Source organism: Solibacillus faecavium (genome assembly GCF_014836905.1).
Classification (GTDB): domain Bacteria; phylum Bacillota; class Bacilli; order Bacillales_A; family Planococcaceae; genus Solibacillus; species Solibacillus faecavium.
Genome location: NZ_JACSPZ010000008.1, coordinates 109,895 through 133,450, shown reverse-complemented (window position 1 = coordinate 133,450; position 23,556 = coordinate 109,895). Strand labels below are relative to the sequence as shown.

General features: G+C 39.0%; 21 protein-coding genes and 1 other annotated feature. Of the genes, 1 reads left to right on the top strand and 20 read right to left on the bottom strand.

What is annotated here, in order from left to right; genetic code table 11:
• Positions 1–3: 3 nt before the first annotated feature.
• Both H9635_RS15135 and H9635_RS15130 read right to left on the bottom strand, forming a co-directional pair.
• Complete coding sequence (locus H9635_RS15135) at positions 4–975, bottom strand: sensor histidine kinase (RefSeq protein WP_191701152.1); 972 nt, start codon at positions 973–975, stop codon at positions 4–6.
• Complete coding sequence (locus H9635_RS15130; protein ID WP_191701151.1) at positions 972–1,652, bottom strand: response regulator transcription factor; 681 nt, start codon at positions 1,650–1,652, stop codon at positions 972–974. The genes H9635_RS15135 and H9635_RS15130 overlap by 4 nt, the downstream gene beginning before the upstream one ends.
• A 102-nt stretch (positions 1,653–1,754) precedes the next feature.
• Between H9635_RS15130 and H9635_RS15125 the strand changes: the two genes are divergently transcribed.
• A complete protein-coding gene (locus tag H9635_RS15125; protein WP_191701150.1) occupies positions 1,755–2,642 on the top strand; it encodes a LysR family transcriptional regulator in 888 nt (295 codons plus the stop codon).
• A gap of 141 nt (positions 2,643–2,783) precedes the next feature.
• On the opposite strand, the gene H9635_RS15120 is transcribed toward H9635_RS15125, so the two are convergent.
• The 18 genes from H9635_RS15120 to H9635_RS15035 all read right to left on the bottom strand — a co-directional run bounded on the left by H9635_RS15120 (position 2,784) and on the right by H9635_RS15035 (position 23,556).
• Positions 2,784–4,964 carry a malate synthase G gene (locus H9635_RS15120; RefSeq protein WP_191701149.1) on the bottom strand — a complete coding sequence of 727 codons (2,181 nt, stop codon included), beginning with the start codon at positions 4,962–4,964 and terminating at the stop codon, positions 2,784–2,786.
• A gap of 190 nt (positions 4,965–5,154) precedes the next feature.
• Entirely contained in the window at positions 5,155–6,342 is a 1,188-nt protein-coding gene (gene tuf, locus H9635_RS15115) for an elongation factor Tu (RefSeq protein ID WP_191701148.1), read from the bottom strand.
• Between the two features lie 136 nt (positions 6,343–6,478).
• Positions 6,479–8,557: an elongation factor G gene (gene fusA, locus H9635_RS15110; protein ID WP_191701147.1), complete on the bottom strand. Its 2,079-nt coding sequence runs from the start codon at positions 8,555–8,557 to the stop codon at positions 6,479–6,481.
• A gap of 82 nt (positions 8,558–8,639) precedes the next feature.
• Entirely contained in the window at positions 8,640–9,110 is a 471-nt protein-coding gene (rpsG, locus tag H9635_RS15105) for a 30S ribosomal protein S7 (protein WP_191701146.1), read from the bottom strand.
• Positions 9,111–9,151: 41 nt separating this feature from the next.
• On the bottom strand, positions 9,152–9,571 hold the full coding sequence (rpsL, locus tag H9635_RS15100) for a 30S ribosomal protein S12 (protein ID WP_191701145.1): 420 nt from the start codon (positions 9,569–9,571) through the stop codon (positions 9,152–9,154).
• Positions 9,572–9,671: 100 nt separating this feature from the next.
• Positions 9,672–9,923: a ribosomal L7Ae/L30e/S12e/Gadd45 family protein gene (locus H9635_RS15095; protein ID WP_191701144.1), complete on the bottom strand. Its 252-nt coding sequence runs from the start codon at positions 9,921–9,923 to the stop codon at positions 9,672–9,674.
• 180 nt (positions 9,924–10,103) lie between these two features.
• On the bottom strand, positions 10,104–13,784 hold the full coding sequence (gene rpoC / locus H9635_RS15090; protein WP_191701143.1) for a DNA-directed RNA polymerase subunit beta': 3,681 nt from the start codon (positions 13,782–13,784) through the stop codon (positions 10,104–10,106).
• Positions 13,785–13,931: 147 nt separating this feature from the next.
• A complete protein-coding gene (rpoB, locus tag H9635_RS15085) occupies positions 13,932–17,489 on the bottom strand; it encodes a DNA-directed RNA polymerase subunit beta (RefSeq protein WP_191701142.1) in 3,558 nt (1,185 codons plus the stop codon).
• 253 nt (positions 17,490–17,742) lie between these two features.
• On the bottom strand, positions 17,743–18,345 hold the full coding sequence (locus H9635_RS15080) for a class I SAM-dependent methyltransferase (protein WP_191701141.1): 603 nt from the start codon (positions 18,343–18,345) through the stop codon (positions 17,743–17,745).
• A gap of 197 nt (positions 18,346–18,542) precedes the next feature.
• Positions 18,543–18,902 carry a 50S ribosomal protein L7/L12 gene (gene rplL, locus H9635_RS15075; protein ID WP_191701140.1) on the bottom strand — a complete coding sequence of 120 codons (360 nt, stop codon included), beginning with the start codon at positions 18,900–18,902 and terminating at the stop codon, positions 18,543–18,545.
• A 71-nt stretch (positions 18,903–18,973) separates the two neighbouring features.
• Positions 18,974–19,474 carry a 50S ribosomal protein L10 gene (gene rplJ / locus H9635_RS15070; RefSeq protein ID WP_191701139.1) on the bottom strand — a complete coding sequence of 167 codons (501 nt, stop codon included), beginning with the start codon at positions 19,472–19,474 and terminating at the stop codon, positions 18,974–18,976.
• Positions 19,475–19,506: 32 nt separating this feature from the next.
• Positions 19,507–19,654: a sequence feature (ribosomal protein L10 leader region), on the bottom strand.
• 74 nt (positions 19,655–19,728) lie between these two features.
• On the bottom strand, positions 19,729–20,427 hold the full coding sequence (gene rplA / locus H9635_RS15065; RefSeq protein WP_191701138.1) for a 50S ribosomal protein L1: 699 nt from the start codon (positions 20,425–20,427) through the stop codon (positions 19,729–19,731).
• 134 nt (positions 20,428–20,561) lie between these two features.
• Positions 20,562–20,987, bottom strand: a complete 426-nt coding sequence (gene rplK / locus H9635_RS15060; protein ID WP_008406998.1) for a 50S ribosomal protein L11 — start codon at positions 20,985–20,987, stop codon at positions 20,562–20,564.
• A gap of 175 nt (positions 20,988–21,162) precedes the next feature.
• The gene (gene nusG, locus H9635_RS15055) at positions 21,163–21,702 is read right to left on the bottom strand and encodes a transcription termination/antitermination protein NusG (RefSeq protein ID WP_191701137.1); all 540 of its coding nucleotides are present in this window, start codon (positions 21,700–21,702) and stop codon (positions 21,163–21,165) included.
• Between the two features lie 173 nt (positions 21,703–21,875).
• Entirely contained in the window at positions 21,876–22,061 is a 186-nt protein-coding gene (secE, locus tag H9635_RS15050; protein WP_191701136.1) for a preprotein translocase subunit SecE, read from the bottom strand.
• Between the two features lie 40 nt (positions 22,062–22,101).
• A complete protein-coding gene (gene rpmG / locus H9635_RS15045) occupies positions 22,102–22,248 on the bottom strand; it encodes a 50S ribosomal protein L33 (protein WP_191701135.1) in 147 nt (48 codons plus the stop codon).
• A 77-nt stretch (positions 22,249–22,325) separates the two neighbouring features.
• The gene (gene sigH, locus H9635_RS15040; RefSeq protein ID WP_191701190.1) at positions 22,326–22,949 is read right to left on the bottom strand and encodes an RNA polymerase sporulation sigma factor SigH; all 624 of its coding nucleotides are present in this window, start codon (positions 22,947–22,949) and stop codon (positions 22,326–22,328) included.
• 94 nt (positions 22,950–23,043) lie between these two features.
• The gene (locus H9635_RS15035) at positions 23,044–23,556 is read right to left on the bottom strand and encodes an NYN domain-containing protein (RefSeq protein WP_191701134.1); all 513 of its coding nucleotides are present in this window, start codon (positions 23,554–23,556) and stop codon (positions 23,044–23,046) included.

Genomic DNA, 23,556 nt, shown 5'->3' with positions numbered 1-23,556 from the left:
TCGTCACATTCCAAGCGTTTTATGATAACTATTCGGTTTTGGGAAAGTAATTTTTACGGAAGTACCGATATTTTCGGTTGATTTAATTGTGAGAAGAACATGCAGTGATTCGGCTGCCTGCTTAGCTAAATACAACCCCATTCCCGTTGCTGCACTTGTTTCCCGACCAATAGTTCCGGTATAGGATTTACGAAAAACACGAGGTAAATCTTCACTTTTTATTCCGATTCCGTCATCTTGGATTTCCAATACAACTTGTTCATCTATCATACGTGCTAGTACCCTGATTTCTCCTCCGACGTCACTATACTTTACTGCATTGGATAAAATTTGCCGTACGATAAATCCAAGCCACTTTGCATCAGATTGAACTGTCATCTTTTCAATATCAAGCTCTATAGCTATTTGTTTTTCAAAGCACCAGCTGCGAAGTGCTTTTATTTCTTGTATAATAACACTTTTGACGTCAACTTTTTCGATTCGATTGTCGAGTTCGATTGTCATCAGACGGGTTGCGTGAAGCTGTTGATCTAATAATAAATAAAGACGTAGCCACTCATTTTCCATACGTTCCTTTAATTCATTATCCTCAATCTTTTCCATTAACAATTGCATAGCGGTTAAAGGGGATTTCATTTCATGCACCCATGCTAAAAACTCATCCTGTCGTTCAAGTACTAGCAGCTTTTGCTCTTGCACTTGAGCACTCCTTCTTGCTAGTTGTTCTTCATACTCTTCATGAATAACTGCCATGTAATTACCTTTGTGTTTTGCATAGGCCTTCATCATTTGTCTATCTTTCATAAAACGCCAGCTAAAATAACCAACAACGAGTGCAAACCATACAATGTTTACATAAAAAAAGGAAACACCTTCAAATCCTTTATCGACAAATATAATTAAATTTATAATAAGCTGAAGTACAGCAACAAACAGTATGGTCGAAAAATATTGTCTTATAAACAGTGAAATCATGCATCCACCGCCATGTAGCCTAGCCCTTTTTTAGTAATAATGCCCTCTAATATCCCAATATCCTCTAAACGTTGTCTTAATCGGTTTACATTTACAGTTAATGTATTATCATTTACGAATCGTTCATCATCCCATAATTTACGCATCAGCTCATCTCGGGAAACAATCTGTCCCCTAGCCTTTACCAACACCTTTAAAATAAACAATTCATTTTTCGTTAGCTCAACACGTTCACCCATAAAATGAACCATCGCCCGATCATAATGAATTTCCGCTCCATTCCATTTCTCAATATCACTCTGAATTGTTTCCTGGTAATTATAAGCCCGACGTAGTAATGCTTGTACTTTTGCAATTAAAACTTCTGTATGAAATGGCTTTTGAACAAAGTCATCTGCACCCATTTGCATAGCCATAACCATATCCATTGGATGGTCACGTGAAGAAAGAAATAAAATAGGCACATTTGATACTGCCCGAATTTCGCGACACCAATGAAAGCCATCAAATGCCGGAAGTTGAATATCAATAATAACGAGCTGTGGCCCCTCTTTTTTAAAAGTTACCATTATATGCTGAAAATCTTCCGGACCGATTACATCTATATTCCACTGGGCAAAACGCTCACAAATTACATCAAAAATTGAAACATCGTCTTCAATGAGTAGCACCTTCATCCATTTCACTCCTTTTACCTACTACCATTATACAAAAACTAATACGCCACTACTTCTAAACTTTGCTATAATCAATTCAATTACACCAGAAGAGGTGAAACTATGGATATACGCCAAATTGAATACTTTGTGGAAGTAGCAAAACATTTAAGTTTTACTAAAGCAGCTACTACATTGCATGTATCGCAGCCATCTATTAGTAAAGCAATTCAAAACTTTGAAGCTGAACTTGGTGTGCCGTTATTTTACCGTTCATCAAAACAGCTTGAACTAACGGATGCCGGTCAAGCGGTACTCATTAATTCAATGCAAGTACTCGAATCCTTTCAAAACTTGCGCTCAGAACTAACCGATTTAATGCAACTAAAAAAGGGGCAAATTCGGATCGGCATTCCACCAATTGTCGGCGCTGAATTTTTCTCCAGATTAATTAGCTATTACAAAGAGCTTTATCCATACATTGAAATTTTATTAACAGAAGTAGGTACAAAGCGGATCCGTCAGGAAATTGAATCAGGCGAGCTGGATATTGGTTTAGTATGTAGTGTGACATCGTCGAATGAAAATTTGGAGACAATCCGATTTTTAAAAGATCCACTACTTTTAATCGTACATGAAAGTAATCCACTTGCTCAAAAGCAAAAAGTACAATTAAAAGATTTAGCTGAAGAGAGTTTTATTATATATAGGAAAGATTTTATTTTATACGATCGAATTATTGAAGAGTGTTCAAAAAATGGTTTTTTCCCGATGATTGCCTGTGAAACGACCCAAAAAGATTTTTTTATAGAAATGGTTCAGGCAAAGCTTGGTATTGCTTTACTACCAGAAAAGTTAGCTGAGAAGATTCCGTACAAATCCATCAAGCGTATTCCTTTTCAAGAAGAAGCGATTCATCTAGAACTCGGTATAACATGGAAGAAAAATAAATACTTACCTTTTTCAGTACGTGAATTTATCAAACTCGCACATGAATATGTTTTACAATAAAATGGTTGCCTAGAAATATTCATTCTCTAGGCAACCGTTTTATATAGACATTTCTAGATGCTGCTCCTTAACCATAAAAATGACCATGAACTATAAAAAAATACTGCTATCTCGCTAAAGATAGCAGTAACTCAGAAAATATTATGCGTTTACTTTTTGTTTTGCTTTTGCTTCAATTCGTTTTTTGTGCAAAATCGGCTCAGTATAACCGTTTGGCTGTTCGTAACCTTTAAACACTAAATCACTTGCTGCTTGGAAAGCTACAGACTCCTCATAGTTTGCTGACATTGACGTACATGATGGATCATCTGCATTTTGCTCATCTACCACTTTTGCCATGCGTTTTAAAGTTTCTTCCACTTGTTCTTTTGTGCAAATGCCGTGGTGTAACCAGTTTGCAATATGCTGACTTGAAATACGTAAAGTTGCACGGTCTTCCATTAAGCCAATATTATTAATATCCGGCACTTTTGAGCAACCAACACCATTTTCTACCCAACGTACCACATATCCTAATATTCCTTGAGCATTGTTATCTAGCTCTTGCTGAATTTCTTCCGCTGTCCAGTCCGTATTTGCAGCAACCGGAATTTCTAAAATAGCATCTTGTAATTCTTCTGAAGTTGAAATACCTTTTTGAACATCCTTTACACTTACTTCATGATAATGTGTTGCATGTAAGGTAGCTGCTGTAGGAGATGGTACCCAGGCTGTATTCGCACCTGCTTTTGGATGATTAATCTTTTGCTCAATCATTTCCGCCATTAGATCCGGCATTGCCCACATTCCTTTACCTATTTGCGCACGGCCTTGTAATCCTGTATTTAAACCAACGACAACATTTGATTTTTCATAAGAAGTTAACCAAGTAGATGTTTTCATTTCACCTTTGCGGATCATTGGCCCCGCTTCCATCGATGTATGAATTTCATCGCCCGTACGATCTAAGAAGCCTGTGTTAATGAATACAATACGATTTTTCACTTCACGAATACATGCTTTTAAGTTAAGCGACGTACGACGTTCTTCATCCATTACACCAATTTTTAAAGTATAGCGCGACAACCCGATTAAATCCTCTATCCGATCAAATAATTTATTAGCGAAAGCAACTTCCTTAGACCCATGCATTTTTGGTTTTACAATATAAATAGAGCCTTTTTGTGAGTTTTTATATTGACCATTTCCTATTACTTCATGCTTAGCAATTAAGCTCGTCAAAACCCCATCCATAATTCCCTCAGGTACTTCGCCACCATCTTTATCGAGAATAGCCGGATTCGTCATTAAGTGGCCCACGTTCCGAATAAACATTAATGAACGTCCATTTAAAGTAACTGTATCACCATTTAAACCTGTATATTCACGGTCTGGATTTAAAGTACGAGTCACTGTCTTTGTATCTTTTTCAAATGTTGCCGATAAATCACCTTTCATTAAACCTAACCAATTTGAATATACTTCAACTTTATCTTCTGCATCTACTGCTGCAACAGAATCCTCACAGTCCATAATCGTTGTAATAGCAGACTCTAGGAAAATATCCTTTACACCAGCGGCATCATCTTTTCCTATTGGATGGTTACGGTCGATTTGAATTTCTATGTGTAAATCATTATTCTTAAGTAAAATTGCAGTTGGTTCTTCAGCTGTACCTTGGTAGCCAACTAATTTTTCCTGATTTGCTAATGTTGTTTTTTCGCCGTTATTTAATGTTACTTGTAATGTGCCTTCTACAATTGCATAATGAGTTGCTTCTTTATGTGAAGCACCATCTAATAACGGAACAGCCTGATTTAAGAAATTTTTTGCATACTCAATTACTTTGTTCCCACGAATCGGGTTATAGCCTTTCCCTGCAGTTGCACCATCTTCATCACTGATAACATTAGTCCCATATAATGCATCATAAAAACTTCCCCAACGTGCATTCGCTGCATTAATGGCATAACGTGCATTACTTACCGGTACTACTAATTGTGGACCCGCTTGGAAAGCAATTTCTTCATCTACATTTTCTGTCTCTACACGGAAATCCTCAACCTTTGGCTCAACATAACCGATTTGCTCTAAGAAAGCTTTGTAACTGTCAAATTCAAAATTCCCCTTGTTTTCTTTATGCCACTGATTAATTTTATCCTGCAATTGATCACGGTGTGCAAGTAACGCTTTATTTTCTGGTGCCAGCTCGTGAATTAATTGATCGAAACCGGCCCAAAATACTTGTTGCTCGACGCCACTGTCTGGTAGCACCTGTTCATTAATAAACTGAAGCAATACATCTGCTACTTGTAAATTCCCCACCTGTACATAATTTGTCATAAATATATCCCCCTTCATATTTAAAAATAAATAAGAATCCCCTGTTCTTGTTTTCATTATAATAGAAAGAGGGGGTATAAATAAAATACATAATTCGAATAAACATTATGCTTTTAAGTTATAAGGTAAATAAAAAAACACCTTGCAAGCGTCCCTGCAAGGTGTTTAAACAATTAGCCATTAGCTAAAATTATTTTTGGATAGAAGCTACTACGCCAGCGCCTACAGTACGGCCACCCTCACGGATAGAGAACTTAGTACCTTCTTCTAAAGCGATTGGAGCGATTAACTCTACAGTCATTTCGATGTTATCGCCAGGCATAACCATTTCTACGCCTTCAGGTAACATACAAATACCAGTTACGTCAGTTGTACGGAAGTAGAACTGAGGACGGTAGTTAGAGAAGAATGGAGTATGACGTCCACCCTCTTCTTTTGATAAAACATAAACTTCAGCTTTGAAGTTTGTGTGTGGAGTAATTGAACCTGGTTTAGCTAATACTTGACCACGTTGGATATCTTCACGAGCAATACCACGTAATAAAGCACCGATGTTGTCACCAGCTTCAGCATAATCTAATAATTTACGGAACATTTCTACACCAGTTACAGTTGTAGTTTTAGCTTCTTCATCGATACCGATAACTTCTACAACGTCACCAACTTTAACTTGTCCACGCTCAACACGACCAGTTGCAACTGTACCACGACCAGTAATAGAGAATACGTCCTCTACTGGCATCATGAATGGTTTGTCAGTTTGACGTTCTGGAGTTGGGATGTACTCATCAACAGCGTTCATTAATTCAACGATTTTTTCTTCCCACTCTGGCTCTCCTTCAAGAGCTTTAAGAGCAGAACCTTTGATTACTGGAAGATCGTCGCCTGGGAAGTCGTACTCAGATAATAAGTCACGGATTTCCATTTCAACTAATTCTAATAATTCTTCGTCGTCTACCATATCACATTTGTTCATGAATACTACTAAGTAAGGAACACCTACTTGTTTAGAAAGTAAGATGTGCTCACGAGTTTGTGGCATTGGACCATCAGCAGCAGATACTACTAAGATACCGCCGTCCATTTGTGCAGCACCAGTGATCATGTTTTTAACATAGTCAGCGTGTCCTGGGCAGTCAACGTGTGCATAGTGACGAGTTTCTGTTTCATACTCAACGTGTGAAGTATTGATTGTGATACCGCGCTCTTTTTCTTCTGGAGCGTTATCGATGTCAGCGTAAGATTTAGCTACTCCACCCATTTTTTTAGAAAGAACTGTTGCGATAGCAGCAGTTAATGTAGTTTTACCATGGTCAACGTGTCCGATAGTACCAACGTTAGCATGCGTTTTTGAACGGTCAAATTTTTCTTTAGCCATTAGAAAATGCCTCCTCAGAGATATGTTTTATTTTTTAAAATTTATTCTAAGATTGCTGACTATCAACGGGCCCCATCTCTAGTCAGTCAATCATAGCTTACAAATTATTTATACTTGATGCAAGGTGAAATTTCAATTATTCACCTTTATTTTTTTTAACGATTTCTTCTGCAATTGATTTTGGTACTTCTTCATAGTGATCGAACACCATTGAGAATACACCGCGACCTTGAGTTGCAGAACGTAAAGTTGTAGCATATCCGAACATTTCAGATAGTGGTACCATAGCACGTACTACTTGAGAGTTACCACGAGCTTCCATACCCTCAACGCGTCCGCGACGAGCAGTAATGTTACCCATAATATCACCAAGGTACTCTTCTGGAATTACAACTTCTACTTTCATCATTGGCTCAAGGATAACTGGGTTACATTTTTTAGCTGCTTCTTTTAGTGCCATAGATGCAGCAATTTTGAACGCCATTTCACTTGAGTCAACATCATGGTAAGAACCGAATACTAATTTCGCTTTAATGTCGATTAATGGGTAACCAGCAACTACACCGCGGTCAAGAGAGTCACGTAGACCCGCTTCTACTGCAGGGATGTATTCACGAGGTACAACACCACCAACGATAGCGTTTTCGAATTCGAAACCTTTACCCTCTTCATTTGGAGAGAACTCGATCGTTACGTCACCGTATTGACCGCGACCACCAGATTGACGAGAGAATTTACCTTGAACTTTAGCTTCGCTACGGAATGTCTCACGGTAAGATACCATTGGAGCACCCACGTTAGCTTCAACTTTAAATTCACGTTTCATACGGTCAACTAAGATATCAAGGTGAAGCTCACCCATACCAGAGATGATTGTTTGACCTGTTTCAGTGTCAGTATGAGCACGGAAAGTTGGATCTTCTTCTTGTAATTTTTGTAAAGCTTGACCCATTTTATCTTGGTCAGCTTTAGATTTTGGTTCTACAGAAAGAGAGATAACTGGTTCTGGGAAATCCATTGATTCTAAGATAACAAGATTTTTCTCGTCACATAGAGTATCACCTGTTGTAGTATCTTTAAGACCTACAGCCGCAGCGATATCACCAGCAAATACTTTTCCAATCTCTTCACGAGAGTTAGCGTGCATTTGTAGGATACGTCCTACACGTTCACGTTTACCTTTAGAAGAGTTTTGTACGTAAGAACCTGCATCCAATGTACCTGAGTACACACGGAAGAATGTTAACTTACCTACGAATGGGTCTGTCATTACTTTGAATGCAAGAGCTGAGAATGGCTCTTCATCAGAAGAATGGCGGATGATTTCTTCTTCGCCGTCAACATCAGTACCTTTAATAGCAGGAACATCAGTTGGAGCTGGTAAGTAATCAACAGCAGCATCTAACATTTTACGAACACCTTTGTGTTTGAATGCTGTACCACAAAGTACAGGGTAGAATTCTACCGCGATTGTAGCTTTACGGATAGCCGCTTTTAATTCTTCATTAGAAATTTCTTCGCCTTCTAAGTATTTTTCCATAAGCTCTTCATCAACACTTGCAACAGCGTCGATTAACTTCTCACGGTACTCTTCGGCTTGTGCTTTATGAGATTCTGGAATCTCTCCAACAGTTACTGCAGTACCCTCTTCGTTACCGTAGAACGTAGCGTTCATTTCGATTAAGTCGATGATAGCTGAGAACTCGTCTTCAGCACCGATTGGTAATTGGATTGGGTGAGCGTTCGCTTGTAAACGATCGTGTAAAGTTCCTACAGAATATAAGAAGTCTGCACCCATTTTGTCCATTTTGTTGATGAATACGATACGAGGAACCCCGTACGTAGTAGCTTGACGCCATACTGTTTCAGTTTGAGGCTCAACACCTGATTGAGCATCTAATACTGTTACAGCACCATCTAGTACACGTAAAGAACGTTCTACTTCTACAGTGAAGTCTACGTGTCCAGGAGTATCGATGATGTTGATGCGGTGACCGTTCCATTGAGCTGTTGTTGCAGCAGAAGTGATCGTGATACCACGCTCTTGTTCTTGCTCCATCCAGTCCATTTGAGATCCGCCGTCATGAGTTTCACCGATTTTATGAATCTTACCAGTGTAATAAAGGATACGCTCAGTTGTTGTTGTTTTACCAGCATCAATGTGAGCCATGATCCCAATATTACGTGTATTCTCTAGAGAGAATTCGCGTTTCATAGGAAATTTCTCCTTCCATATTGGGTTAGCTGTATAAGTGGGTAAAAAACCTAAGCTCTAGCAAGCTAGAGCATAGATCAAATTACCAACGGTAGTGAGCGAATGCTTTGTTCGCTTCTGCCATTTTGTGCATATCTTCACGTTTCTTAACTGAAGCACCTGTGTTGTTAGATGCATCTAAGATTTCGTTAGCTAAACGCTCTTCCATCGTTTTTTCTCCACGAAGACGAGCGTAGTTTACTAAATAACGTAAACCTAAAGTTGTACGACGTTCTGGACGAACTTCTACTGGTACTTGGTAGTTAGAACCACCAACACGACGAGCACGTACTTCAAGTACAGGCATTACGTTGTTTAAAGCAGCTTCAAATACTTCTAAAGCATTTTGACCCGAACGCTCTTGAACTAATTCAAAAGCTCCGTATAAAATCTTTTGAGAAGTACCTCTTTTACCATCAATCATCATTTTGTTGATTAAACGAGTTACTAGTTTTGAATTATAAATTGGATCTGGTAACACGTCACGTTTGGAAACAGGACCTTTACGAGGCATGTGTTTTCCTCCTTTCAAATCGTTGTCTATTTAAACTTAAATTATTTTTTTTCTTTTGGACGTTTAGTACCGTATTTAGAACGAGATTGTAAACGACCGTTAACACCAGCTGTATCAAGTGCACCACGAACGATGTGGTAACGTACTCCAGCTAAGTCTTTTACGCGTCCGCCACGGATAAGAACTACACTGTGTTCTTGTAAGTTGTGACCTTCACCTGGGATATACGCAGTAACCTCAAGTTGGTTAGTTAAGCGTACACGAGCATATTTACGTAAAGCCGAGTTCGGTTTACGTGGTGTCATTGTACCAACACGAGTACAAACTCCGCGTTTTTGAGGAGACTTAACGTCAGTTAAAGATTTTTTAAATGAGTTATATCCTTTGTTTAACGCTGGAGATTTTGATTTCGTGTTTTTAGATTGACGAGGCTTACGTACTAATTGGTTAATTGTAGGCATCGATTTGTCCTCCCTTCATTTTTTCCTTGTTTCAATACCACACATCCAGGTGGTTCATTTTTTGGGTAAAAACAAAGTCTTTGTGTATTTTACACAAAAACTACATCGCAGTAATCGCAACAACTGCAGCTCCAACATGAATGCCGCAAGCTTTACCAAGTTCTTTTCTAGAATCGACATAATAAACTGGTACACCGATTTCTTTCGCGAGAAGAATGGCCGGATCGGTAACCCACTTGTCTGCATCGATTGCGACAAAAAGAGCTGATACTTGTCCAGCATACATTGCTTTCACTGCTTGCTTTATACCTATGATTGTTTTACTGGCCTGTTTTACTTGATCGTAAGACATTTACATATCCTCCTAAGTACAGACAGTTAACTATCAACCTTCAATATATTATCATTCCAAAGTTATACTGTCAACCAATTTCTTATGAAAGAATATTGATTATTGTTAATTCCGGCATATTTATTAGAAAAACCCCGGCAGAGAATGACCTCTACCGGAATTTCTATTGTTGATAGACTGTTATTCAGCTGTTACAACTTCAGCAGAACCTTCTTGATCCATGCGAATTTGACGGTAACGTTGCATACCAGTACCAGCCGGAACTAGTTTACCGATAATTACGTTTTCCTTCAGACCTAGAAGTTCATCACGTTTACCTTTAATTGCAGCATCCGTTAACACACGAGTTGTTTCTTGGAATGATGCAGCAGATAAGAATGATTCTGTTTCAAGAGAAGCTTTTGTAATACCTAAAATGACTGGACGGCAAGTTGCTGGTGTTTTTCCGTTAAGAACGGCATCAACATTCGCCTCAGAGAATTGGTGAATATCAAGCAGTGAACCTGGTAATAACTCTGTGTCACCTGCTTCAATTACACGCACTTTACGAAGCATTTGGCGAACCATTACCTCGATGTGCTTGTCACCGATTTCTACCCCTTGCATACGGTATACTTTTTGTACTTCTTTTAATAGATATTCTTGAACTGTCGATACGTCTTTAACTTTTAGTAATTGTTTAGGATCGATCGAACCTTCTGATAAAGTTTGACCCGCAATAATTGTATCGCCTTCAGCTACCTTTAGGCGTGCATTATAAGGTGCTTGGTATTTACGTGTTTCCACGTCACCTTGGATCGTAATTTCTTTTAGACCTTCACGGATTTCTTCGATTTCGATAACTGTACCAGTAATTTCAGAAATCACTGCTTGCCCTTTCGGATTACGAGCTTCGAAAATCTCTTGGATACGTGGAAGACCTTGTGTAATATCGTTACCTGCTACCCCACCTGTATGGAATGTACGCATTGTTAACTGTGTACCTGGTTCACCGATAGATTGAGCTGCGATAATACCTACCGCTTCACCAACTTCTACCTCTTCACCAGTAGCTAAGTTCATACCGTAACATTTTTTACATACGCCATGTTTTGTATTACATGTGAATGCTGAACGGATTGTAACTTCTTCGATATTTGCATCTTCAATTGCACGAGCAACATCTTGTGTTACTAAACCATCACGTTCTACGATAACCGCTCCTGTTTCTGGATGGCGAACTGTTTTCTTCACGTAACGACCAACAATACGTTCGTCTAACGCTTCAATCATTTCATTGCCTTCCATTAATGAACCGATTAATAAGCCGCGATCAGTACCACAGTCGTCTTCACGAACGATAACATCTTGTGCTACGTCTACTAAACGACGAGTTAAGTAACCTGAATCGGCAGTTTTTAGTGCTGTATCGGCAAGACCTTTACGCGCACCATGTGTAGAGATGAAGTATTCCAATACTGTTAAACCTTCGCGGAATGAAGACTTGATTGGTAACTCGATAATTCGACCAGCCGGGTTGGCCATCAGACCACGCATACCTGCTAACTGAGTAAAGTTAGATGCGTTACCACGGGCACCAGAGTCGGACATCATGAAGATTGGGTTTGTTTTTTGTAAAGATTTCATCAGCTTACCTTGAATTTCATCTTTGGCAGCTGTCCATACGTTAATAACACGGTTATAACGCTCTTCCTCTGTGATTAAACCACGGCGGAATTGGATCATTACTTTATCTACTTTACTTTGTGCTTCCTCTAAAATACCGCCTTTATCTGGTAATACAACGATATCAGATACACCTACAGTAATACCTGCACGAGTAGAATATTTGAAACCTAAGTTTTTCATGCGGTCAAGCATCTTAGAAGTTTCTGTAATGTGGAATTCTTTAAATACTTCAGCAATGACATTACCTAAGAATTTTTTACGGAATGGATCTACTACAGGCATATTTGTGAAATGCTTCGCTAAAATAGCGCGGCGTTGTGCTTCGATTTTTTCTGCTTCAGATAAATCAGCATAGCCTTCTGTTGCTTCGATCTCTTTCAGTAACTCTTCGTCAATTGTTAAGTTTACGAAGTATTTCTCAGGTGTTTTTTGCTCTAAGTTAACTGATGTCGGCTCATTAATATAAGGGAATGAGCTTGGTAAAATTTCATTGAAGATTACTTTACCTACAGTAGTTAATAAGAACATTTTATTTTGTTCTTCTGTAAATGTTGGGTTATTTAATGAGCTCGCTTTAATCGCAATACGAGAGTGTAAATGTACGTGACCATTTTGGTAGGCAATTAACACTTCGTTTGAATCATAAAATACAGAGCCTTCACCACGAGCACCTTCACGCTCAAGTGTTAAGTAATAGTTACCTAATACCATATCTTGAGATGGTGTTACTACTGGTTTCCCGTCTTTCGGGTTAAGGATGTTTTGAGCTGCTAACATAAGTAAACGAGCTTCTGCTTGTGCTTCAGCTGATAGTGGAACGTGCACGGCCATTTGGTCACCATCGAAGTCAGCGTTGTAAGCTGTACATACTAATGGGTGAAGACGGATTGCACGACCTTCTACTAATGTTGGTTCGAATGCTTGGATACCAAGACGGTGAAGCGTCGGTGCACGGTTAAGTAATACCGGATGCTCACGGATAACATCTTCTAAAACGTCCCAAACTTCATTGTGTAAACGCTCAATTTTACGTTTTGCTGATTTAATGTTGTGAGCTAAACCACGCTCAACTAGTTCTTTCATTACGAAAGGCTTGAATAATTCAATTGCCATTTCTTTTGGAAGACCACATTGATACATTTTTAGATTTGGACCTACTACGATAACCGAACGACCAGAATAGTCTACACGTTTACCAAGTAAGTTTTGACGGAAACGACCTTGTTTACCTTTCAGCATGTGTGAAAGTGATTTTAAAGGACGGTTACCAGGACCTGTTACTGGACGACCACGACGACCATTATCGATTAATGCGTCAACCGCTTCTTGTAACATACGTTTTTCGTTTTGAACGATAATGCTTGGTGCACCAAGGTCAAGTAAACGTTTTAAACGGTTGTTACGGTTAATAACACGACGGTAAAGATCATTTAAGTCAGAAGTGGCAAAACGACCACCATCTAATTGCACCATTGGACGAAGCTCTGGTGGAATTACTGGTAGTACATCTAAAATCATCCACTCCGGTTTATTGCCAGAGTTACGGAATGACTCTACTACTTCAAGACGTTTAATCGCACGTGTACGGCGTTGGCCTTGTGCAGATTTTAGCTCTTCTTTTAAAACTTGTGTTTCATCTTCTAAATCAATTTTCTCTAAAAGACGTTTAATAGCTTCAGCACCCATTGCCGCTTCGAACTCGTTACCATACTTTTCACGGTATGCGCGATATTCTTTTTCGGAAAGTAAGTCTTTGTATCCTAGAGACGTTTGACCTGTCTCGATTACTACATAAGAAGCGAAGTAAATTACTTCTTCCAATGCACGTGGAGACATATCTAAAATAAGACCCATTCGGCTTGGAATACCTTTGAAGTACCAAATATGTGATACTGGTGCAGCCAGCTCAATGTGACCTTGACGCTCACGACGAACTTTTGCACGTGTAACTTCTACTCCACAACGGTCACAAACGACACCTTTGTATCGTACACGCTTATATTTACCACAGTGACATTCCCAGTCTTTTGTTGGTCCAAAAATACGTTCGCAGAATAGACCATCTTTTTCTGGTTTTAATGTACGGTAGTTAATTGTTTCTGGTTTTTTAACCTCTCCATATGACCAAGAACGGATCTTGTCAGGTGAAGCTAAACCAATTTTCATATATTCAAATTCATTAACATCGATCAAGGAGCCTACCTCCCTTTAGTTATAAGTCGTAAATGACTTTTAATGTAGCTCTACACTTACAAAATTTCATATTAGGCCATAATGAAACTTGCATCTAAAACATAAGAAAAATCGGGCAGGGCATATACCTGCCCGATTCAATTGAAGTTATTCAAATGATTCTACTGGGTCTTCTTCTTTATCATCAGATGGGCGTCCAGCTTCTGAAGCTGGTGGAGCTACTTCTTCCTCATCGTCAAGGTCGCGTAATTCTACTTCCTCGTCATTGATTGTAAGCATCTTCACATCCATACCTAATGATTGAAGTTCTTTAATTAATACTTTGAATGATTCTGGTACACCTGGTTCTGGAACACTTTCACCTTTTACAATAGCTTCGTATGTTTTCACACGACCTACAACGTCATCTGATTTTACAGTTAAAATCTCTTGTAACGTGTAAGCAGCACCGTATGCTTCAAGTGCCCAAACCTCCATCTCACCGAAGCGCTGACCACCGAATTGTGCTTTACCACCAAGCGGCTGTTGCGTTACTAATGAGTAAGGTCCAGTTGAACGTGCGTGAAGTTTATCGTCAACCATGTGCGCTAGTTTAATCATATACATGACACCAACAGAAACACGGTTATCGAATGGCTCACCTGAACGTCCATCATAAAGAATTGTTTTACCATCACGGTTCATACCAGCTTCTTCCATCGTTTCCCAAACATCAGCTTCGTTGGCACCATCAAATACTGGTGAAGCCATATGAATGCCTAAGTAACGTGAAGCCATACCTAAATGCAGCTCCAGTACTTGTCCGATGTTCATACGTGAAGGTACCCCTAGTGGGTTAAGCATGATATCTACTGGTGTTCCGTCTGGCATAAACGGCATATCCTCTTCCGGTAAAATACGTGAAATTACACCTTTGTTACCGTGACGTCCGGCCATCTTGTCACCAACGCGAATTTTACGTTTTTGAACAATATAAGCACGAACTAATTGGTTTACACCTGGTGGTAATTCGTCACCGTCTTCACGGTTGAATACTTTAACATCTAAAATGATACCGCCAGCCCCGTGTGGTACACGTAGAGACGTATCGCGTACTTCACGTGCCTTTTCACCAAAGATAGCATGTAATAAACGCTCTTCCGCAGTTAACTCTGTAACCCCTTTAGGCGTAACTTTACCTACTAAAATATCACCGTCACGTACTTCCGCACCGATACGGATAATTCCGCGATCATCTAGGTTTCGAAGTGCATCTTCCCCTACGTTTGGAATGTCACGTGTGATTTCTTCAGGTCCAAGCTTAGTATCACGAGATTCCGACTCATATTCTTCAATATGAACAGAAGTATATACATCGTCTTTTACAAGGCGTTCGCTCATAATTACAGCATCCTCGTAGTTGAAGCCGTCCCATGTCATAAACGCAACAAGTACGTTTTGACCAAGTGCTAATTCGCCTTTTTCCATTGAAGGACCATCAGCTAAAATATCACGAGGTTTTACACGGTCGCCAACTTTTACGATTGGGCGTTGGTTATAAGATGTACCTTGGTTAGAACGAATGAATTTTTGTAATTTATATTTAGTTAAGTCACCCTTAACTTCTTTACCATCTACTAACTCAATACGACGTACATGGATTGAACGTGCTTCTACATGTTCTACAATACCGTCATATTTTGCTACAACAGCAGCACCTGAATCACGCGCGTCAACATGCTCCATACCCGTACCAACGAATGGTGCATTTGGATATAATAACGGAACAGCTTGACGTTGCATGTTCGCTCCCATTAACGCACGGTTTGAGTCGTCGTTTTCTAAGAACGGAATACATGCAGTGGCAGCAGATACTACTTGTTTTGGTGATACATCCATATAGTCGATGCGGTCTCTTGTAAATACTGTGTTATCGCCACGGAAACGTCCTACAACCTCTTCGTTAGCGAATGTACCATCATCATTTAAAATAGAGTTTGCTTGTGCAACTACATAGTTATCTTCTTCATCAGCCGTTAAATAATGGATTTCTTTCGTAACAGCACCTGTTTCCGGATCAACACGGCGGTAAGGTGTCTCGATGAATCCAAATTTGTTAACTTTTGCGAATGAAGATAAAGAGTTGATAAGACCGATGTTTGGTCCCTCTGGCGTTTCGATTGGACACATACGCCCATAGTGAGAGTAGTGAACGTCACGCACTTCCATACCTGCACGCTCACGTGTTAAACCACCCGGTCCTAATGCAGATAGACGACGTTTGTGCGTCAACTCTGCTAACGGGTTTGTTTGGTCCATGAACTGAGATAATTGAGAGCTACCAAAGAACTCTTTAATTGATGCAATAACCGGACGAATATTGATTAACTGTTGTGGTACGATTGCCGCTGTATCATTAATTGACATACGCTCACGTACAACACGTTCCATACGAGATAAACCGATACGGAATTGGTTTTGTAATAACTCACCAACAGAACGTAAACGACGGTTACCTAAATGGTCAATATCATCTGTGTTACCAACGTCATATAATAAATTGAAGAAGTACGATACAGAAGCCAATACATCGGCCGGTGTAATGTTTTTCACTTCTTCATCTACATAAGCGTTTGAAATAACATTAATTTCTTTTTGTGCTTCATCATTTGGTGCAAAGATTTTAACCGACTGGATTGTAATGTCATCTTCCAATACGCCACCAACTTGGTTTAATGTACGGAATCCTACACCACTTTCTAAATAAGGGATTAACTTATCAAGATTACGGCGGTCTAATAATGTACCTGCTTCAACAATAATTTCCCCTGTATCAGGATCTACTAATGTTTCTGCAATCGTTTGGTTGAATAAACGATTTTTGATGTGAAGCTTTTTGTTCATTTTGTAACGACCAACATTCGCTAAATCATAGCGTTTTGCATCAAAGAAGCGAGAATATAATAGATTCTTCGCAGATTCAACTGTCGGTGGTTCACCTGGACGTAAACGTTCATAGATTTCAAGAAGAGCCTTTTCAGTACCTTCTGTGTTATCCTTTTCTAACGTGTTACGTAAATACTCATTGTCACCAATGATATCTAAAATTTCTTGGTCCGAGCCGAAACCTAATGCACGTAAAAGTACCGTTACCGGTAACTTACGTGTACGATCGATACGTACATAGACAACGTCTTTTGCATCTGTTTCGTATTCTAGCCATGCACCACGGTTAGGAATAACTGTAGCACCAAAGCCTTTTTTACCGTTTTTATCCGTTTTTTCGTGGAAGTATACACTTGGAGAACGAACTAACTGAGACACGATAACACGCTCAGCACCATTAATGATAAATGTGCCTGTTTCTGTCATTAACGGGAAATCACCCATAAAGACATCTTGCTCTTTAACTTCGTTTGTTTCTTTGTTGTGCAAACGCACTTTCACACGCAGTGGCGCAGCATAAGTAACGTCACGTTCTTTACATTCGTCCACTTCATACTTAGGTTCACCTAAAGTATAATCAACGAATTCTAATGAAAGATTACCTGTAAAATCCTCGATTGGAGAAATGTCGTGGAACATCTCGCGCAACCCTTCTTCAAGGAACCACTCATAAGATGCTGTTTGGATTTCGATTAAATTCGGAAGTTCCAGCACCTCACTAATACGCGCAAAGCTTCTACGCTGGCGGTGTTGTCCGTACTGAACTAGTTGACCTGTCAACTCATTCACCCCTCAATAAAGCGATAATAGGTCTTTGCAAAAACATACAAATGGTGTATGATTTCGAAAGACAAAAAGAAAACGAGACTTTTTTAAAACCTCATTTTCGGTTAAACTTAACTTATTCTTAGCAAGTATACCCGTAAATTTGAATAAATAATGCAAAAGGGCATACTACCTCAAAATAATAATTTTGCATTTTATTATGTTATCACACTCAATTTGTCAAGTCAATATTTGATATAGATCTTACTTATTTTTTTGCACGAATGATCCAATATCCTTTTTTCTTCTCAACAACATCTACTTCTGAAAACATTTCTTCTAAATGACTCATTGTCGATGGAGCACCTTGCTTCTTCTGAATAACAATCCATAGTTCACCATTTTCCACAAGCAGCTCATATGCGCGGTCGTAAAACTTAAAAACCGTTTCTTTTCCTGCACGGATTGGTGGATTCGTTAATACTGCCGCTACTTTTGATTTAGTATCTACAGCATCCAATCCATCACTTTCAAAAATACGTACATTTTGAACCCCGTTAAGTTGGGCGTTTTTTTGAGACAAACTAACTGCACGTGAGTTAATATCCATCATGAACACTTCACGGTCAGGGTTGTTTTTTGCAATCGACAATCCGATTGGTCCATAGCCACAGCCTACATCAAGTAAAACACCTTCAACTTCAGGCATTTCAAAAGCATCGATAAGCACACGGGAACCAAAATCTACTTCGCTTTTACTGAATACACCCGTATCCGTTTCGAACGTAAACGTATTACCTAATAAAGTAAATTTCCATTGGCGTGGTTTACTTTCAGATTGAGGCTTATTTGAATAATAATGTTCAGACATCGATATGCCTCCTTAGAAAAACACATTTGCACCAACATGCGAAATGCTGTCTTTTTTCTTTATGTGGATTTCTTTTAAAAATTATACATTCTCATCCACTAAAAGTTAAATAAAGAAAAGCCCGCCGCAAAATTGTGACGAGCTTTCCTTATTAAGCTAAGCAATAGGCATAGCTATTAAATAAAGTTAAACTAAAATTATTTAACTTCTACTGAAGCGCCAACTTCTTCAAGTTTAGCTTTGATAGCTTCAGCGTCATCTTTAGAAACGCCTTCTTTAAGAGCTTTAGGAGCGTTGTCAACAACCTCTTTAGCTTCTTTTAAACCTAATCCAGTGATTTCACGAACCACTTTGATTACTTTAATTTTTTCTTGACCAGCAGATGTTAATACTACGTCAAACTCAGTTTTTTCTTCAGCTGCAGCAGCACCGCCAGCAACTACTGCTACTGGAGCAGCAGCTGTTACACCGAATTCTTCTTCGATTGCTTTTACTAAGTCGTTTAATTCTAGAACTGTCATAGCTTTGATAGCTTCTAAGATTTGCTCTTTGTTCATTTTAATTTCCTCCTATGGAATGTTTATTAGTTTAGGCAATTTGCCTGATTGTTGAAGTTAAGAGGCTAATATTAAGCGCCTTGCTCTTCTTTTTGTTCTGCAACAGCTTTTGTTGCAAGTGCGAAGTTGCGCACTGGAGCTTGAAGTACAGATAAAAGCATTGATAATAGACCTTCGCGAGATGGAAGTTCTGCAAGAGCTTTAACGTCTTCAACTGATGCCACAGTACCTTCGATGATACCAGCTTTAATTTCTAACGCTTCGTTTTTCTTAGCGAATTCGTTAATAATTTTAGCAGGAGCTACTACGTCCTCGTTAGAGAATGCGATAGCATTTGGACCAGTTAAGAATTCATTGATTCCTTCTAAACCAGCAGTTTCAGCAGCACGACGAGATAAAGTATTTTTATATACTTTGAACTCAACACCAGCTTCACGTAATTGCTTACGTAATTCTGTTACTTGCGCTACAGTTAAACCACGGTAATCTACTACTACGATAGAAGCAGCAGCTGAGAATTTATCAGCGATTTCTTGAACTTGAACTTTTTTTGTTTCGATTGCTTTGCTCATGATGACACCTCCTATTAGAATGAGTCATTTATACCGACAAAGAAAAGCCTCTACATCAAAATAGACATAGAGGCTGAAAGTACATCATCTTAAAAAGAATCCGAACTCCGATGTCCTCGGTAGGCTCATTAAGTGCAATATTGGCACCCCTACTGTCTACGGTACAAATGGATGATTCACAACAGCATTCATCTTATCAAGTAAGAGATGTGTTGTCAACAAATTTTATTTTACGATTTTTAAAAATCGGATAATTACTTAATAGTTACGTTAGCAGCGTCAACTTTTACAGCAGGACCCATTGTAGTTGTAACATTTACAGACTTCATGTAAGTACCTTTTGCTGCAGCTGGCTTAGCTTTTTGAACTACTTCAAAAACAGCTAAGAAGTTTTCTACTAATTTGTTTGTATCGAAAGAAACTTTACCAATTGGTGCGTGGATGATACCAGACTTTTCAGCACGGTATTCTACTTTACCAGCTTTGATTTCTTCGATAGCTTTTGTTACGTCAAATGTAACTGTACCTGTTTTAGGGTTTGGCATTAAACCTTTAGGACCTAATACACGACCTAATTTACCAACTTCACCCATCATGTCAGGAGTTGCAACGATTACATCGAAATCAAACCAACCTTGTTGGATTTTTTGGATGTATTCTGCATCGCCTACATAATCAGCACCAGCAGCTTCTGCTTCTTTAATTTTTTCGCCTTTAGCGAAAACTAAAACGCGTTGAGTTTTACCAGTACCGTGTGGTAATACTACCGCACCACGGATTTGTTGGTCATTCTTACGAGTGTCGATACCTAATTTGAATGCTACTTCTACAGTTGCATCAAAGTTTACTGAGCTTGTTTTTTGCGCTAATGCTACTGCTTCTTCAACAGAGTATAAAGTTGCGCGGTCGATTAATTTAGCTGCTTCTTGCAGTTTTTTACCTTTTTTAGCCATTATAATTTCCTCCTTGATTGTGGTTGTAACGGATTTGGACCTCCCACGAATAAAGGTTGCGCACTCATCAAACTAGTATCCGAGTGCAGCAACCTTCCAAAAAACAAAAACATCATCAAGTGTTGAAGATGGGATTAGTCTTCGATCGTAATGCCCATGCTTCGTGCAGTACCTTCAACCATTAACATAGCAGCTTCAACTGAAGCAGCGTTAAGGTCTGGCATTTTTTGTTCAGCGATTTCGCGAACTTTATCACGTTTAACCGTTGCAACTTTCTTACGGTTTGGTTCACCAGATCCTGATTGGATACCAGCTGCTACTTTAAGTAACACTGCTGCAGGTGGAGTTTTCGTAATGAAAGTAAATGAACGATCTTCGAATACTGAAATTTCAACTGGAATAATAAGACCAGCTTGATCAGCAGTACGAGCGTTAAATTCTTTACAGAATCCCATGATATTAACACCTGCTTGACCTAATGCAGGACCAACCGGTGGCGCTGGGTTTGCTTTACCAGCAGGGATTTGAAGTTTTACAACTTTAATAACTTTTTTAGCCACGAGACACACCTCCTTAAGTCCGTGATGTGGTAATAGGGTTGCCCCTCCCACTCAATATCTGTTCGTCAGCTAAGCCGATAACATTAAAACTAATTAAATCAAACATCAAATAGAATGACAGTCTGACCTATGAAATGATAACACTTTTAAATTGCTTAATCAAGTCTAAATAATTCTATATTTTTTGCACTTGGTTGAAATCTAGTTCCATCACTGTTTCGCGACCAAACATATCTACTAAAACTTTTAGTTTCGCTTTATCTACATCTACTTCTTCTACGCGACCTTGGAAATGTGCAAATGGCCCTTCAAGAACTTCAACAACTTCACCAACAGAAATTTCAACTTCACCTAATTGAGACTCGTTCATGCCCATTTGTGCAAGTAAACGTTCTGCTTCTTCCGGTAATAATGGCGTTGGCTTAACCCCGCCGCCTGAAGAACCGATGAAACCAGTTACCCCTGGTGTGTTACGGACTACATACCAAGCGTCGTCTGTCATAATCAACTCTACTAGAACATAACCAGGGAAGATTTTACGCATTACCGCTTTTTTCTTACCGTCTTCTTTTACATCGATTTCCTCATGCTCAGCTACGATTACTCGGAAAATCTTATCTTGCATACCCATAGTTTCTACACGTTTTTCAAGATTAGCTTTCACTCGGTTTTCATAACCAGAATACGTATGAACTACATACCAATTTTTCTCCATATAGGTAGGACTAAATCGTCCGTCCCTCCTTTACTTTAATGTGTTAGGGTATATATTTCCCCGATCACAAAACTTCAATAATCTATTTATTAACTATAAAACATTTTTTAACAAATGAAAAAACCCGTTATTTGAAATTGACGGGCTATTTCGAAATATTAACATGATATAGCTTATAGAGACAAGAACCAACGGAATAATTCTGAGATTCCTAAATCTGTAACCGTAAAGAATAACGCCATAACGATAACTGTTGAAATTACTACTACCGTATATTTCGTTAACTCTTTGCTTTTTGGCCAACTTGTTTTACGCATTTCCGAGCCGACTTCTTGAAAAAAGTTTGTTACCTTACTCATTTTGGCTAACCCCCGAACAACGAATTAATCTATTTTTTATTTATAACGTTTGTTTATGCGTTGTATGCTCGTTGCAATGCGAGCAAAATTTCTTTAATTCTAAGCGCTCAGTCGCTCCATCTTTTTTAGGAACGCTGTAGTTTCTTGAACCACATTTTTCACAGCTTAAAACGACTTTCTTTGCCATTTATATCACCTTTTCGGCAGTTTGTCCTTTAAAGACTAACACCTAAATTTCCCACTGTCAATAAAGGCTGTCAGTGTTTAAGTTATTTCTTTTAGTTCAAGATGCCGCTCTAATTTACGCTTTACCCGTTGCAGGGCATTATCTATAGATTTAACATGGCGGTTTAATTCTTCAGAAATTTCATTATAGGATTGGCCCTCTAAATAACGAGCCAACACTTGCTGCTCAAGCTCGCTTAATACCTCGCCCATCTTTTGTTCTAGATAAACATAGTCCTCACGGTTAATCATCAAATACTCTGGATCATCAGAAAGTGGACTCGTAATTATATCCATTAATGTCCGCTCTGATTCTTCATCATAAATCGGCTTATCTAAGGACACATAAGAATTTAAAGGGATATGCTTTTGGCGTGTAGCCGTTTTAATCGCTGTAATAATTTGCCTTGTTATGCACAACTCGGCAAATGCACGGAACGAAGCAAGCTTATCCTCTCTAAAATCTCGGATGGCCTTATATAAGCCAATCATACCCTCTTGGATAATATCTTCTTTATCGGCACCCACCAAAAAATATGACCGTGCTTTTGCTTTAACGAAAAGCCGGTATTTCGAAATCAAAAAATCTAACGCATCTGTATTGCCTAGATGCACCTGCTCTACAAGCCCTTCATCTGTCAAACGTTCTAAATGCAGTACCATTTGTAACTTCTCACTTTTAAGCAACGAAAATCACCTCAGCTACGCTAGAATTATTAGGAATAGTATAACTTAATTGGAAATTGCGGGCAAACTATTACTTAATCCCTCGTCTCCATTTTTCAAATTGTAGTTCTACTTCTTTCGATAATTTAATTCTTGAGGCCGGCTTTTCGTCAGTCGATTCTTTTACTTTAGAGGAAATTTTCGACTGAATAATTTGCATCTCAATTTCAAGCTCACGTGCGGACTTCCTTAAAGCACCGTGACCGAATACGACATTTTGCTCTGTCATATCGGAAGTTGCCACATGGATTTGAATTTTGCGCCCTTTCAACTCGGTCGATAACTTTTCAATACGCTCATCTGCTGTTTCGTTTTTACGCGTGTAGATTACTTCCACAGCATGCTGAATATAGAGTTGCTCTGTGCCCGGTACAAGGTGTGCATCAAACACAACAATCACACGCCACCCTGTATGCGCTTTATATTCAGCCATTCTTTCAATCAAGCGATCGCGCGCATCTTCAAAGTGGGGTTCGCGTAATGGACGCAGCTCACTCCATGCACCTATCATGTTATAGCCGTCTACTAGCAAAATGTTTTGCAT